Source organism: Pantoea sp. M_10 (assembly GCF_008631515.1).
GTDB classification, from domain to species: Bacteria; Pseudomonadota; Gammaproteobacteria; order Enterobacterales; family Enterobacteriaceae; genus Pantoea; species Pantoea anthophila.
This window is the reverse complement of sequence record NZ_VWUL01000005.1, coordinates 259,905-274,419: the sequence shown is the minus strand read 5'-3', so window position 1 is coordinate 274,419 and position 14,515 is coordinate 259,905. Positions and strand designations below refer to the sequence as shown.

Genomic DNA, 14,515 nt, shown 5'->3' with positions numbered 1-14,515 from the left:
ATCTTCGCCTCATAACCCCTTGCCCTCAGGCGACAGCGAAAACAGCCTGCTGATAATCGCCTGAAATATGCAGGAAAAACCCTCTTAAGTGCCAGCGGCGTAGTGAATAAAAAATTATGACCATCGAAATCGAACTAAAGTTCATTGCAACTCCACAGGCAGCCGGGAAACTGGCTGAGTACTTCTCCACTTTGCCGCATCAGCATCAGGCGGCCCGTGAACTGACCAACATCTACTTTGAGACCGATGACAACCAGCTGCGACGCTGGGACATGGGCTTACGCATTCGTGGCATCGACAAACAGTATGAGATGACCCTGAAGGCCGCGGGGCAGACGCTGGGCGGACTGCATCAGCGCCCGGAATACAACGTTGAACTCAGCGAACCGGTGCTCGATATTGCGCGCCTGCCCGCCACGATCTGGCCGCAGGGCACCGATGTCGCGGCGCTCCAGTCGCGCTTACAGCCGCTTTTTACCACCCATTTCCAGCGCGAGATCTGGCTGATTACCGCTGGAAACAGCGAAATTGAAGTGGCGTTTGACCAGGGCGAGGTGTCGGCCGGTGAGTTCAGCGAACCGCTGTGCGAGGTCGAGCTTGAGCTGAAGCGTGGCGAACGTCAGGATCTGCTGACCTTTGCACAGCAGCTGGTGGCGCAGGGGGGACTGCGGATGGGCAGTCTGAGTAAAGCTGCCCGGGGTTATCAGCTGGCGCAGGGGAATCCGCCGCGCCTGATCAAGCCGTTCCCGCTGCTCAAAGCGGGGGCTAAAGCCACCGTGGAGCAGGGGATGGTCGCCGCCATGTCGGCTGGCCTCAGCCACTGGCAGTATCATGAAGAGGTCTGGCTGCGGGGCAACGCGGCAGCACAGGATGCGGTGCGCGAAGCGCTGGATCTGCTGCGCCAGGCGTTCAGCCTGTTTGGTGCGCTGGTGCCACGCAAAGCCAGCAGCGCGCTGCGTCAGCAACTGACCACGCTGGAAGAGACGCTGGTGAATGAAGAGCAGGCCGCTGCTGCCTTCTGTCTCTCTTCCCTCTCCGTTGAGACCCAGCTGGCTCTGACGCACTGGCTGGCGGAGTCTCAGTGGCGTCAGTGGATTGACGCCAAAGGGGAAGCCAAGCTACAGGGCTCCTTTAAACGCTTCAGCGACATCATGCTGAGCCGCGTGAATGCCGATCTGAGAGAGACCTTCAGCACGGTGAAACAGCCGAACGAATATCAGGACAAGGCGACCCGTCTGGCGCGTCAGCTGCTGACGGTTCACCTGCTGGCCGGATCCTACGCGCCTGAAACCGTCGCCAGCTGGCTGGAACCCTGGCAGCAGCTGCTGTCAGCCATTCATGAAAAGCAGGAGTCGGGCTTAGCCTGGCTGGCCTCGCAGGCAATGAAACAGTCGCCGTTCTGGCTCACCAGCGGCACAGGCCGCTAACCGCTTTCAGGTCACGCCATCAAGGAGGGCGTTATGTTGTCAGCACTTCCCGCATTGTTACGCAATCAGGCCGAAGAGGCCGCCCGACAGCTTGGGGTGCCGCTGGCCTCGCTCAGCCCGGAGGAGGCTGCCGGGCTGGCTTTCAGTGATTTCGTGCTGGAAAACCTGCAACAACATCCCGACTGGTGGCAGGCGATACGCGACCAGCCGCCGCAGCCTGATGAGTGGCAACACTATGCCGCGTGGCTGAATCAGGCGCTGAGTAGGGTTGACAGTGAAGCGAGCCTGATGCGGGAACTGCGGCTGTTTCGTCGTCGTATGCTGGTGCGGGTCGCCTGGATGCAGGCCCTGCAACAGGCCTCGACCGTACAGAGCCTGCAGCAGCTCAGCGTGTTAGCGGAAGTGCTGATCAGCCGGGCGCGTGACTGGGTTTATCAGGCCTGCTGTCATGACTTCGGCACACCCTGCAATGCTGATGGCGAGGCACAGCCGCTGCTGATCCTGGGGATGGGCAAGCTGGGCGGCGGCGAACTCAATTTCTCCTCTGATATCGACCTGATTTTTGCCTGGCCAGAAAACGGCACCACGCGTGGAGGACGACGTGAACTCGACAACGCGCAGTTCTTTACCCGTATGGGGCAGCGGCTGATCAAAGTGCTCGATCAGCCCACCATGGATGGCTTTGTTTATCGGGTGGATATGCGGCTGCGCCCCTTTGGCGACAGCGGCCCGCTGGTAATGAGCTTTGCCGCGCTCGAAGATTACTACCAGGAGCAGGGGCGCGACTGGGAGCGCTATGCCATGGTCAAGGCGCGGCTGATGGGCGATGACCAGGATCGCTGGAGCCTTGAGCTGCAGCAGATGCTGCGGCCCTTTGTTTACCGGCGCTATATCGACTTCAGCGTGATCCAGTCGCTGCGTAACATGAAAGGGATGATCAGCCGCGAAGTGCGGCGACGCGGACTGAAAAACAACATCAAACTGGGCGCGGGCGGCATTCGCGAAACCGAATTTATCGTGCAGGTGTTTCAGCTGATTCGCGGTGGACGTGAGCGCTCACTTCAGCTGCGTGCGCTGCTGCCAACGCTGGAGGCGATTAAAACGCTGGCTCTGCTCCCTGCTGAACAGGTCGATGCGCTGCGCGAGGCCTACCTGTTTCTGCGGCGGCTTGAGAATCTGCTGCAGAGCCTGGCCGATGAGCAGACACAGACCCTGCCGGAGGATGCGCTGCATCGCGCCCGGCTGGCATGGGCAATGGATTGTGCCGACTGGGCGACGCTGATGACGCAGCTCGACAGCCAGATGGCGGCCGTGCGCACTATCTTCGACGAGCTGATTGGTGAGGACACCCCGGACATCGACGACCAGCGTGAGCTGGCGGAGTTTCAGATTCTGTGGCAGGACCAGCTGGAGGACAGCGAGCTGGCTCCGCTGGTGCCGCAGCTCAGTGACGATCAGCGGCTGTCGCTGCATCAGACGCTGGAGGCATTTCGTCAGGACATCAGCCGGCGCACCATCGGCCCGCGTGGTCGTCAGGCGCTGGATCAGCTGATGCCGCGGCTGCTGAGTGAAGTCTGCCTGCGCGAAGATGCGGCGGTCACGCTCAGCCGCGTGACGCCGCTGCTGCTTGGCGTGCTGACCCGCAGCACCTATCTGGAGCTGCTCACCGAATATCATGGCGCGCTGCGGCATCTGATCCGGCTGTGTGCCGCCTCACCGATGGTGGCCAGCCAGCTGGCACGTCACCCCTTGCTGCTGGATGAACTGCTCGAGCCCGCCACGCTCTATCAGCCCACCGCCACCGACGCCTATCGTGACGAACTGCGACAGTATCTGCTGCGTATTCCCACCGAGGATGAAGAGCAGCAGCTGGAAGCGGTGCGGCAGTTTAAACAGGCTCAGCATCTGCGTATTGCCGCCGCCGACATCGCGGGCACGCTGCCGGTGATGAAAGTGAGCGATCACCTGACCTGGCTGGCGGAGGCGATTATCGACTCCGTGGTGCGGCAGGCGTGGACGATGATGGTGCAGCGCTATGGCCGCCCCTCGCACCTGACCAGCGAACATGAGCGCGGCTTTGCCGTGCTGGGCTACGGCAAGCTGGGGGGCTGGGAGCTGGGTTACAGTTCCGACCTCGATCTGGTCTTCCTGCATGACTGCCCGGCAGACGCGGTGACGGACGGCGAGCGCAGCATCGATGGCCGTCAGTTCTATCTGCGTCTTGCTCAGCGCATCATGCATCTGTTCAGTACCCGCACCGCCTCCGGCATTCTCTATGAGGTGGATGCGCGGCTGCGTCCTTCCGGTGCGGCGGGCATGCTGGTCAGTACCTTTGACGCCTTTGACGACTATCAGCGCAACGAAGCCTGGACCTGGGAGCACCAGGCACTGGTCCGGGCGCGCGTGGTATTTGGCGAGGCGGCGCTGGGGGAACGCTTCAATGCCATTCGCCGGGCGATCCTCTCGCAGTCGCGCAGCGCGGAAGCCCTGCAGACCGAAGTGCGTGAGATGCGTGAAAAAATGCGCACTCACCTCAGCAACAAGCACAAAGGTCGCTGGGATATTAAAACGGACGCGGGCGGCATCACCGATATTGAATTCATCGCGCAATATCTTGTCTTACGCTACGCCGCTGAGCAGCCTGAACTCACCCGCTGGTCAGATAATGTGCGCATTTTTGAGCTGATGGCGACGTACCACAAAATGGCAGCCGATGAAGCGGAGGCGCTGACGCAGGCTTACGTTACCCTGCGCGACGCCCTGCACCATCGCGCGCTGCAGGAGCTGCCTGGCCACGTGGAGCCAGAGGCCTATGGCGCGGAGCAGCAGACGGTGCTGAGCAGCTGGCAGCGCTGGCTGGTAACGCCTGCGTCTATCCTGGCGTGATGCTGATAGCACAAATCGCAACTGTGCTATCATCCGCGCACTATTTTTAATGCAGTCTGGAGTGTCTGGAATGAAAGTGACTCTGCCCGCGTTCGGTCAAGCCTCAGTGCTGGTCGTCGGCGATGTAATGTTGGACCGCTACTGGTATGGCCCAACCAGCCGTATCTCCCCTGAGGCACCGGTGCCGGTGGTGAAAGTGGACACGGTTGAAGAGCGTCCTGGCGGCGCAGCAAACGTGGCGATGAACATTGCAGCACTCGGTGCCGCGTCACGCCTGATTGGCCTGACCGGCGAAGATGATGCGGCGCGCGTGTTAAGCAGCACGCTGAAAGATGTCAACGTACACTGTGACTTCGTGGCGGTTAAAAGCCATCCGACCATCACCAAACTGCGCGTGCTTTCCCGCAATCAGCAGCTGATCCGCCTCGACTTTGAAGAGGGCTTTGATCAGGTCGATCCGGAACCGATTCATCAGAAGATGCGTGAATCCCTGGTAGCTGCCGGTGCGCTGGTGCTATCCGATTACGCCAAAGGCGCGCTGGAAAGCGTGCAGACCATGATTACTCTGGCGCGTGACGCCGGTGTGCCGGTTCTCATCGACCCGAAAGGCACCGATTTTGCCCGCTACCGTGGCGCGACGCTGCTGACGCCAAACCTTTCAGAATTTGAAGCCGTGGTCGGCAAATGCAAAAGCGAAGAGGAGATTGTCTCGCGCGGCATGCAGCTGATTGCCGATTTCGATCTCTCTGCGCTGCTGGTGACCCGCTCCGAGAATGGCATGACGCTGCTGCAGCCAGGCAAAGCGCCGCTGCATCTGCCGACTCAGGCGCAGGAGGTCTATGACGTGACCGGTGCCGGCGATACGGTCATTGGCGTACTGGCGGCGGCGCTGGCGGCAGGCGATTCACTGGAAGAAGCCTGTTTCCTCGCCAATGCAGCAGCCGGTGTCGTGGTCGGCAAACTAGGAACCTCGACGGTCAGTACCGTTGAGCTGGAAAACGCTATTCATGCCCGACCGGAGCAGGGGTTCGGCATCATGACGGAAGCGCAGTTAAAAGCCGCCGTTGAGATGGCGCGCCGCCGCGGTGAAAAAGTGGTGATGACCAACGGGGTGTTCGACATTCTGCATGCCGGTCATGTCTCTTACCTGGCGAACGCCCGCAAACTCGGCGATCGGCTGATTGTCGCGGTTAACAGCGATGCGTCAACCAAACGTCTGAAAGGGGAGAGCCGTCCGGTCAATCCGCAGGAAAATCGCATGATTGTTCTCGGTGCGCTGGAAGCGGTCGACTGGGTGGTGCTGTTTGAAGAGGATACCCCGCAGCGGCTGATCGCCAGCATTCTGCCGGACCTGCTGGTCAAGGGCGGCGATTACAAGCCGGAAGATATCGCGGGCAGCAAAGAGGTGTGGGCAAATGGCGGCGACGTACAGGTGCTGAACTTCGAAGACGGTATCTCAACCACCAACATCATCAAAACCATCCGCAGCAGCTGACAGCGGTATTAAGCGGGAGCCGTGCTCCCGCTTAACGGCTTATTCTGGCTTGTTATCCGCAGCAGGGTTCACCACATCGGCAGCCGGTGTTGATACCGGTGCTGCAGCAGGGGAAGTTGCTACGGATGACGGCGGGGTAACCGGCGCAGCAGGGGCAACCGGTGCGGTCGCGGTCGGCGGCGTACCTGCTGATGAACCCTGACTTTCCAGCTGGGCCAGACGCTGCTCCAGTGCCGCCATTTTCTCACGCGTACGCAGTAACACCTGCGTCTGCACATCAAACTCTTCACGGTTAACCAGATCCATCCGGGTCAGCTGCGCCTGGAGAACCTGACGAATTTTCTTTTCGACATCATCGCCAAACTCGCGAACGCCTTTAGGCATCGCGTCGTGAACCTGGCGGGCAAGTTGTTCAATTTTTTTCGTGTCGATCATGATGATTTCCTGGTTACGGGAGCTGTGTCAGCGTGTTTACCAACGTAATAAGTGTTAAGTGTAATGCCAGAAATGAAAAGGATAAACCTCAAATCGGTAACGCAGAAAATGCAAAAGCAATTGCGCTATTGATGATTGCCGCTACAAACGATCGGCGTTATAGTTAATTTGCTTATTCTCAGGGCGGGGCGCAATTCCCCACCGGCGGTAAATCAGCCTCGGCTGAAAGCCCGCGAGCGCTTTATTCCACTGAAAAGCGGGGTAAAGGACAGCAGATCCGGTGCAATTCCGGGGCCGACGGTTACAGTCCGGATGGGAGAGGGTAACGACACCTGTCGGACAATTGTGTCTGCATCACGTTATTGCCACGTCTTTTTGACGTCACTCCTAAGCATGCCCTGATTCTGGTAACCCATACATTTTAAGGTTTTTATTACCATGAATCAGACGCTACTTTCTGAATTTGGCACGCCTCAACAGCGTGTAGAACGTGCTATTGCCGCCCTGCGTGAGGGACGCGGTGTGATGGTGCTCGACGATGAAAATCGTGAAAACGAAGGCGATATGATCTTCGCCGCAGAAACCATGACCGTTGAACAGATGGCCCTGACCATTCGTCACGGCAGCGGCATCGTGTGCCTCTGCCTGACCGAAGAACGTCGTCAGCAGCTCGACCTGCCAATGATGGTGGAGAACAACACCAGCTCGTTTGGCACCGGCTTCACGGTGACCATCGAGGCTGCAGAGGGCGTTACCACCGGCGTTTCTGCTCAGGATCGTATTACCACGATCCGTGCGGCGATTGCTGATGACGCTAAACCCACCGATCTGCATCGCCCTGGCCATGTCTTCCCGCTGCGTGCGCGTGAAGGTGGCGTCTTAAGCCGTGGCGGTCATACCGAAGCGACCATCGATTTAGTGACGCTGGCCGGCTTTAAGCCCGCAGGCGTACTGTGTGAACTGACCAACGACGACGGCACTATGGCGCATGCGCCTGAGGCGATTGCGTTCGCGCGTCAGCACAACATGCCGGTGGTGACCATTGAAGATCTGATTGCCTGGCGTCGTGAACACGAGACGCGTCACGCCAGCTAATCGCCGACCGTCAAAAACAGGTCACGCATCGTGACCTGTTTTCCTTTCTGAGTTATTCAAATTTTCTGATAATCATCATCACGCTTATCAGCGTGCTAACGTCGGGAATGCGCGTATCGTAGTGGCTATCACCTAACCGATCCCGGGGGATCACGAATGAGCCAGTTACGCATGCCGGCGCTGTTTTTGGGCCACGGCAACCCAATGAATGCCCTTGAAGAGAACCGTTATACGGCCGCCTGGCGCCATGCAGGTGAGACTCTGCCACGCCCGCGGGCGATTGTGGCGGTCTCTGCGCACTGGTATACGCGCGGTACGGCGGTAATGGCGATGGCCTCCCCCAGAACCATTCATGATTTTGGCGGCTTTCCGCAGGCGCTGTTTGACACCCGCTATCCTGCACCGGGCTCGCCTGAGCTGGCGCAGCAGCTGGTGGAGCAGCTGGCACCGGTGGCGGTAACGCTGGATCATGAATGGGGGTTCGATCACGGTTCCTGGGGCGTGCTGATTAAGATGTACCCGCAGGCCGATATTCCGGTGGTGCAGCTCAGCATCGACGGCACAAAACCTGCTGCATTTCACTTCGAGATGGGGCAGAAACTGGCCGCACTGCGCGATCAGGGCGTGATGATCGTCGCCAGTGGTAACGTAGTGCATAACCTGCGTAAGGTGCGCTGGGGAGGCGGTGACGAGGTCTATCCCTGGGCCAGCCGCTTTGAGCAGTTTGTCCGCGATAACCTTGAGGTGCAGAGCGATGCCGCTTCTCATCCGCTGGTAAACTTTATGACGCATCCTGATGCGGCGCTGGCGAACCCGACGCCTGATCACTATCTGCCGCTGCTCTATGTGCTGGGTGCGCGTCAGCCGGATGACGCCCTCACCCTGCCGGTTGAGGGTATGGAGATGGGTGCCATCAGCATGTTGTCGGTTCAGGCAGGTTAGGGCTGCTGAGAGAAAACAGGCCAGAGGCTGGCCTGTTCTTGTCGCGCTGTGTTAACCGATAAACGCGTGCGGATAGAAACGCGAAAGATCCTGAGTGATCAGCTCGCGATCTTCACGCAGGCCGATACCGGCGGGTTGATCATCAATCAGCCAGCTGCCGATCAGCGTGTAGCTGTCACCAAACTTGGGCAGCGGATGAAACTGCTGGACGATCATTCCCTCTTCACCGTAAGGCCCGTCGACGCGGGCGATCTCCTGACCCTTCTCGATGATGCGGATGTTCGCGCCCTCGCGGGAAAACAGCGGCTTAACCACATACTTTTCCATCGGCGGGACATCATCTTCCGCGAACCAGGCGGGCAGCAGATTAGGGTGATTCGGGAACATCTCCCAGAGCATCGGCAGCAGGGCTTTGTTCGACAGAATGCTCTTCCAGGCCGGTTCGAGCCAGCGCACGCCAGCATCAGCCAGCTTGGTGGAGAACATCTCACGCAGCATGAATTCCCACGGATAGAGCTTAAACAGGTTGCTGATCACCTGATCCTGGGCATCGGTAAACTCGCCTTTTTCTCCCAGGCCAATTTCATCAATGTAGAGAAATTCAACCGGCAGACCCGCTTCGGTCGCGCAGTCCTGAAGATACTGCACCGTGCCGCGATCTTCTTCGGTGTCACGGCAGCAGGCGAAATGCAGCAGGTTAAACCCATGCTGCTGATGCAGGGTGGCAAAGCGCTCGATCAGTTTTTCCTGCAGGCTGTTGAACTGATCGCTGCCAGCCGGGAGCTGTCCGGCATTTAGCTGGTCTTCCAGCCAGAGCCACTGGAAAAAGGCCGCTTCATACAGCGAGGTCGGCGTATCGGCATTGTTCTCCAGCAGCTTGATGTCGCCTTTGCCATCCCAGGCGAGATCGAGGCGCGAATAGAGCGAGGGCTGACGCTGACGCCACGAATCCCGCACAAAATCCCAGGTGTGCCGGGGAATGCGGAAGCGGGTCAGCAGGGCTTCACTGTTGACCACTTTTTCCACCACCTGCAGACACATCTGGTGCAGCTCAGCCGTCACCTCTTCCAGATGATCGATTTGCGCCAGCGTGAACTGGTAGTACGCCTCTTCGCACCAGTAGGGCTCGCCATGCATGGTGTGAAAACGAAAACCGAACTCGGTGGCTTTTTCGCGCCAGCCCGGACGCTCTGAAATGGCAATGCGTTCCATCGGGGATTAGCCTCCCATTGAGCGGCTGGAAGTACCGCTGGCGCTGCTGCGCTGCATGCTGTTCTGCTTCGCCACGGTTTCACCGAAGCCACCACGGGTAATGGTCGAGGTCGTCGCCGGTTTAGGAGCCAGCGCCGTTTTCGGCACGTTCATGGTTTTGCCGGAGGTGGCGGCACCATAATTACGGCCGGAGGCATCGACAAATTGGCCGTTTGCCGGACTGCGCGGGTTTTTCGACGAGAAGAGTGGCTGCTGTGCGAAGCCTGCGCCACCGCCCATCATGCGACCCATCATGTAACCGGCCATCAGCGGCATCCAGAAACTGCCGCCACTCTGCTGGGCTTCAGCATTGGTGGTGCCGGCGCCCGCCTGAGCCGGGGTCTGCTGACACTGGTTTTCACCAAATTCAGCGACACAATCTTCACGTGTGGCATATTTTGGCGCGGTGCGCTCCGCCTCTTTTTTGGCTTCATTGAAGGCGGTGGTACATTGCGCACTCTGACCCGGATTGGCTTTAGAACAGTCATCGGCGTTCTGATACATCGAAACCGTTTCATCGTTCTGCTCGCAGCCTGCCAGCATAAATACCGCTGAAACCGCAATAGCAACAGGCGTTAAATGGCGCGCCTGCCAGCTCTTACGAAAAGCGGCATAGCGAATAGATTTTGTGCGTTTCATTATGATTATCCTGTGCCCAAAGGTAGCGCATAGAATAGGGGATGGGGGGGTAAAATTGAAGCTGAAGGCCTGATGCCGCAGGGATCTTTACTTAGTTATACGTTCAACAGAGAGACGGGCCGCAAAGCAGCCCGTCAGTGCTGATTAGTTACCGAAAGGGTTACCGCTTTTCTGGCGGGCAGCGGCAGGACGCGCAGCCTCTGCTGAGCCCGTCGCGACCGGACCGTTGTCCACGCGCGCGGTCTGCTGCGCGTTTTCCGGTGCCACGGTTTCCGGAGAGGTCGGGATCTCTTTACCCAGCTGGCTGTTCAGTTTCTGCAGGCTCTGCTCGTTGAGCGTGCCCAGCGCATAGCTGATGTTCAGCTGGTTAATCAGGTAGCTGTAGCGCGCATCAGAAAGCTGCTGCTTGGCATTGTAGAGTACGGTGGTCGCATCCAGCACGTCGACGATAGTACGTGTACCCACCTGATAACCGGCTTCTGACGCATCCAGTGAACTCTGCGCAGAGACAACGGCCTGTTTATAGGCGTTGATGCTGCTGATCGAGGCGTTCACGTTGTTGAACGATGAGCGCACGGTCTGCACCGCAGTGCGGTGAGCGCTTTCCAGCTGTTCGCTGGCGCTGACGAAACCGTACTGCGCCTGTTTCACCTGAGAGGTCACGCCGCCGCCGCTGTAAAGCGGCAGGGAGAAGCTCAGACCCACCTGGTTTGAACCGGTGATGGAGTCGGTAGAGCCTGCACTCTGGTTAGCACGGCTGCCGCCATATTTGCTGTTCGACATGCCGGTAGAGGCGGTCAGATCCAGCGTCGGCATATGACCGGTTTCCGCGGAGCGGATCTGCTCACGGGCCAGATCCTGGTTCAGACGTGCAGAGAGCAGCGACAGGTTACGGCTCTCGGCCTGCTTGAGCAGCGCGCTGACCGCTTCCGGCTTATCGGTTCTGAAACGGTCGATATTCAGCGACGCCAGCGACAGGTAGTCCATGCCGGTGATCTGACGCAGCGTCTCTACGTTGTTATCCAGATTGTTTCGCGCGGTCACTTCGTTAGCCAGCACGCTGTCATACTGCGCGCGGGCGTTCTGAACGTCAGTGATGGCCACCAAGCCGACGTTAAAGCGCTGAGTCGTCTGGTCCAGCTCACGATAGATGGACTGTTTCTGCGCTTCGGTGTAAGAAAGCGTATCAATCGCTTTCAGCACGTTGAAGTAGGCGGTGGCGGTGTTCAGAATCAGATCCTGCTGCGCAACCTGATAGGTCACATCCTGAATACCGGCCGCTTTTTCCTGCAGGGTCAGCGCGCGCCATTTCGACATGTCGAAAATGGTCTGGGTTAATTGCAGCGAGCCACTGGTCGTGTTGGAATGGAGTCCGCTGTTATCGCGATAACCGCTGTTGTAGGTGTAATCTGCACCCAGGCCGAGCTGTGGTAATAATGGGCTACGCGCTTCGTTGATTTTCTCAAAAGCAGAATCGCGATCGGCTGCGGCGCTGCGCAGATCCGGGTTGCTCAGACGTGCCTGCTGGTAAACCTGCAGCAGATCTTCGGCCTGGCCGGTAAAGCTGAAACCGCCCAGGCTCAGCCCAATAAAAAATGGGAGCAGTTTTTTCATTTGCATTCCTTTTGTTGCAGCAAATTGCAGTGCGTGCGCTGCCGGGTAAGCCAAAAATTATCGCCGATTCTAGCAGAGGGCAACTGTGAGATAAGTTGGCTGAACGTGCCTTCTCCCTCTAATTTACGTAAATAATTCAGAAAGAACACCCTACATGGAGCACGGTCAGAGGCTTTTTTCGCTCCACCCAATCTGCATAAGGAACCTGATGATGCCGGAAGAAAAAAAATCCCCCGTGACTTTCACAAAAAACGATGTAGAAATTATTACACGCGAAACCGTCTATGATGGTTTTTTTTCCGTTGTACGTTACCGCTTCCGCCACCGCCAGTTTAATGGCGAAATGAGCGGCGAAGTGCAGCGCGAAGTTTTTGAGCGCGGACATGCCGCCGTGCTGCTACCTTATGATCCCTTACGTGATGAAGTGGTGCTGATTGAACAGATCCGCATCCCGGCTTATGACAGCAGTGCCTCGCCCTGGCTGCTGGAGATGGTCGCCGGCATTATCGAGCCGGGGGAGTCTGTTGAGCAGGTCGTGCGTCGTGAAGCCGTGGAAGAAGCAGGATTAGAGGTCGGCCGGATTAAGCCTATGCTGAGCTATCTGGCCAGCCCTGGCGGCACCAGCGAACGACTGTCGGTGCTGATCGGGGAAGTGGATGCCAGCCTGGCAGAGGGATGCCATGGTCTGGAGGAAGAGAATGAGGATATTCTTGTCCATGTGGTGAGCCGCGAACAGGCTTATCGCTGGGTGGAAGAGGGGATTATCGATAATGCGGCGTCTGTCATCGCCCTGCAATGGCTGGCGTTGCACCATGAAAAACTACGTGAAGAGTGGATACAAAAATGAAACAGCGCTATACCCCTGATTTTCCCGAAATGATGCGGCTCTGCGAAACCAATTTCGCCCAGTTACGCCGCCTGCTGCCGCGCAGCGATGAGGCGGGCGCATCGGTGATCTATCAGGTGAGTGGCGCCCGTTATCAGCTGACCATCCAGGAGTCGACCCGCTACACCACGCTGGTGGAGATTCGCCAGGTCGCGCCTGCCGTGAGTTACTGGAGCCTGCCTTCGATGTCGGTACGGCTCTATCACGATGCGATGGTCGCTGAAGTGTGTTCAACTCAACAGATCTATCGCTTTAAAGCGCGCTATGATTATCCTAATAAAAAATTGCATCAGCGCGATGAAAAACATCAGATAAACCAGTTTCTCGCAGACTGGCTGCGCTACTGCCTGGCACATGGCGCAATGGCAGTTCCGGTCTGCTGATGCGTATAATGCAGTAAATGGCGTGGAGACGAAGGAAACGCTTTGGATAGCCTGCTAACTCTTCCTGTGGCGAACGGTTCCGAAATCAGGATTTTACAAATCACGGACACCCACCTGTTCGCTGGAAAACATGAGTCGCTACTTGGGGTGAATACCTGGTCGAGCTATGAAGCGGTCGTGGAGGCAATTACTGCGCAGCAGCGCGACTACGACCTGATCATTGCCACCGGCGATCTGGCTCAGGACCACTCAGTGGAGGCCTATCAGCATTTTGCTGAGGGCATCTCACGTTTGCCCCGCCCCTGCGTCTGGCTGCCGGGAAATCACGATTTCCAGCCCGCGATGGTCGATACGCTGGCAGCCGCCCACATCAATGCCCACAAGCAGGTGCTGCTGGGCGAACAATGGCAGATCGTCCTGCTCGACAGCCAGGTGCCCGGTGTGCCGCACGGCATGCTGAGCGACTACCAGCTGGAGTGGCTCGATAACGCGCTGGCCCGCTTTCCTCAACGACATACGCTGGTCCTGTTGCATCACCATCCGCTGGCCTCAGGCTGCACCTGGCTCGACCAGCACAGCCTGCGCAATTCCCATCAGCTTGACGCGGTGCTACAGCGCTATCCGCTGGCCCGGACGCTGGTGTGTGGTCATATTCATCAGGAGCTGGATCTGCTGTGGCATGGCCGCCGGGTGCTGGCGACGCCTTCGACCTGCGTGCAGTTCAAACCCCACTGCACCAGCTTTGCGATTGATACCGTCGCGCCAGGCTGGCGCTGGTTTACCCTGCATCCGGATGGCGGCGTAGAGACCGAGGTTAACCGGCTCGACACCGACGCTTTTCGTCCCGATTTAGACTCAGAAGGATACTGACGCGTGGCGGCACTGCTCTATCTGCACGGTTTTAACAGCTCGCCGCAGTCGGCGAAGGCGACGCAGTTCCGGCAATGGTTAGAGACGCATCATCCGTCGATTAAGATGATTGTGCCGCAGCTGCCAACCTTTCCGGCGGACGCTGCCGCCCTACTGGAAGAGCTGGTCCTGAGCCACAGCGGTGAAACCCTGGGGCTGGTCGGCTCGTCGCTGGGGGGCTATTACGCCACCTGGCTGTCACAATGCTTTATGCTGCCGGCGGTTGTCGTCAACCCTGCGGTACGCCCCTTTGAGCTGCTGGCCGATTTCCTCGGCGACAATCAGAATCCCTACACCGGCCAGCAATATGTGTTAGAGTCACGCCACATTTACGATCTGAAAGTGATGCAGATCGAACCGCTGGAAGCGCCCGATTTACTCTGGCTGCTGCAACAAACCGGCGATGAAGTTCTCGATTACCGTCAGGCGCTCGACTACTACAGCGCGTGTCGCCACACGGTAGAAGAGGGCGGAAATCATGCATTTACTGGATTCGAGCGCCATTTCCCGCAGATTCTGGACTTTCTTGGTCTGAATCACACCTGAGTAACGC

Annotated in this window: 13 protein-coding genes and 1 riboswitch; of the genes, 9 read left to right on the top strand and 4 right to left on the bottom strand. The window is 58.2% G+C overall.

What is annotated here, in order from left to right; genetic code table 11:
* Positions 1-116: 116 nt before the first annotated feature.
* The 3 genes from F3I47_RS16070 (at position 117) to hldE (ending at position 5,808) form a co-directional block, all read left to right on the top strand.
* Entirely contained in the window at positions 117-1,427 is a 1,311-nt protein-coding gene (locus F3I47_RS16070; protein ID WP_058956435.1) for an inorganic triphosphatase, read from the top strand.
* A 33-nt stretch (positions 1,428-1,460) separates the two neighbouring features.
* On the top strand, positions 1,461-4,313 hold the full coding sequence (glnE, locus tag F3I47_RS16065; RefSeq protein ID WP_150030398.1) for a bifunctional [glutamate--ammonia ligase]-adenylyl-L-tyrosine phosphorylase/[glutamate--ammonia-ligase] adenylyltransferase: 2,853 nt from the start codon (positions 1,461-1,463) through the stop codon (positions 4,311-4,313).
* 70 nt (positions 4,314-4,383) lie between these two features.
* Positions 4,384-5,808 carry a bifunctional D-glycero-beta-D-manno-heptose-7-phosphate kinase/D-glycero-beta-D-manno-heptose 1-phosphate adenylyltransferase HldE gene (gene hldE / locus F3I47_RS16060; protein ID WP_009087295.1) on the top strand — a complete coding sequence of 475 codons (1,425 nt, stop codon included), beginning with the start codon at positions 4,384-4,386 and terminating at the stop codon, positions 5,806-5,808.
* Between the two features lie 39 nt (positions 5,809-5,847).
* Here hldE and F3I47_RS16055 read toward each other — a convergent pair whose 3' ends face one another.
* A complete protein-coding gene (locus F3I47_RS16055) occupies positions 5,848-6,243 on the bottom strand; it encodes an accessory factor UbiK family protein (RefSeq protein ID WP_150030399.1) in 396 nt (131 codons plus the stop codon).
* 170 nt (positions 6,244-6,413) lie between these two features.
* Positions 6,414-6,571, top strand: a riboswitch (FMN riboswitch).
* Between the two features lie 110 nt (positions 6,572-6,681).
* Here F3I47_RS16055 and ribB point away from each other — a divergent pair.
* Positions 6,682-7,338: a 3,4-dihydroxy-2-butanone-4-phosphate synthase gene (ribB, locus tag F3I47_RS16050; protein ID WP_009087293.1), complete on the top strand. Its 657-nt coding sequence runs from the start codon at positions 6,682-6,684 to the stop codon at positions 7,336-7,338.
* A 156-nt stretch (positions 7,339-7,494) separates the two neighbouring features.
* Positions 7,495-8,280: a 4,5-DOPA dioxygenase extradiol gene (gene ygiD / locus F3I47_RS16045; RefSeq protein WP_150030400.1), complete on the top strand. Its 786-nt coding sequence runs from the start codon at positions 7,495-7,497 to the stop codon at positions 8,278-8,280.
* A gap of 51 nt (positions 8,281-8,331) precedes the next feature.
* Here the strand turns inward: ygiD and F3I47_RS16040 are convergent, their stop codons facing one another.
* The 3 genes from F3I47_RS16040 to tolC form a co-directional block, all read right to left on the bottom strand.
* On the bottom strand, positions 8,332-9,492 hold the full coding sequence (locus tag F3I47_RS16040; protein ID WP_046102560.1) for a glutathionylspermidine synthase family protein: 1,161 nt from the start codon (positions 9,490-9,492) through the stop codon (positions 8,332-8,334).
* A gap of 6 nt (positions 9,493-9,498) precedes the next feature.
* Complete coding sequence (locus tag F3I47_RS16035) at positions 9,499-10,170, bottom strand: DUF1190 family protein (protein WP_009087289.1); 672 nt, start codon at positions 10,168-10,170, stop codon at positions 9,499-9,501.
* Between the two features lie 144 nt (positions 10,171-10,314).
* Positions 10,315-11,784: an outer membrane channel protein TolC gene (gene tolC / locus F3I47_RS16030; protein WP_058956432.1), complete on the bottom strand. Its 1,470-nt coding sequence runs from the start codon at positions 11,782-11,784 to the stop codon at positions 10,315-10,317.
* A 211-nt stretch (positions 11,785-11,995) separates the two neighbouring features.
* Between tolC and nudF the strand changes: the two genes are divergently transcribed.
* From nudF to yqiA, 4 genes are read left to right on the top strand one after another with little or no spacing between them, the layout of a single operon-like run.
* Positions 11,996-12,631 (top strand): ADP-ribose diphosphatase, encoded by a 636-nt coding sequence (gene nudF, locus F3I47_RS16025; RefSeq protein ID WP_009087285.1) that lies wholly within the window; start codon positions 11,996-11,998, stop codon positions 12,629-12,631.
* Positions 12,628-13,053: a DUF1249 family protein gene (locus F3I47_RS16020; RefSeq protein WP_009087284.1), complete on the top strand. Its 426-nt coding sequence runs from the start codon at positions 12,628-12,630 to the stop codon at positions 13,051-13,053. The genes nudF and F3I47_RS16020 overlap by 4 nt, the downstream gene beginning before the upstream one ends.
* A gap of 42 nt (positions 13,054-13,095) precedes the next feature.
* Complete coding sequence (gene cpdA / locus F3I47_RS16015; RefSeq protein WP_058956430.1) at positions 13,096-13,923, top strand: 3',5'-cyclic-AMP phosphodiesterase; 828 nt, start codon at positions 13,096-13,098, stop codon at positions 13,921-13,923.
* A gap of 3 nt (positions 13,924-13,926) precedes the next feature.
* Positions 13,927-14,508, top strand: coding sequence for an esterase YqiA (gene yqiA / locus F3I47_RS16010; RefSeq protein WP_009087280.1), 582 nt, complete (start codon positions 13,927-13,929; stop codon positions 14,506-14,508).
* Positions 14,509-14,515: the final 7 nt, after the last annotated feature.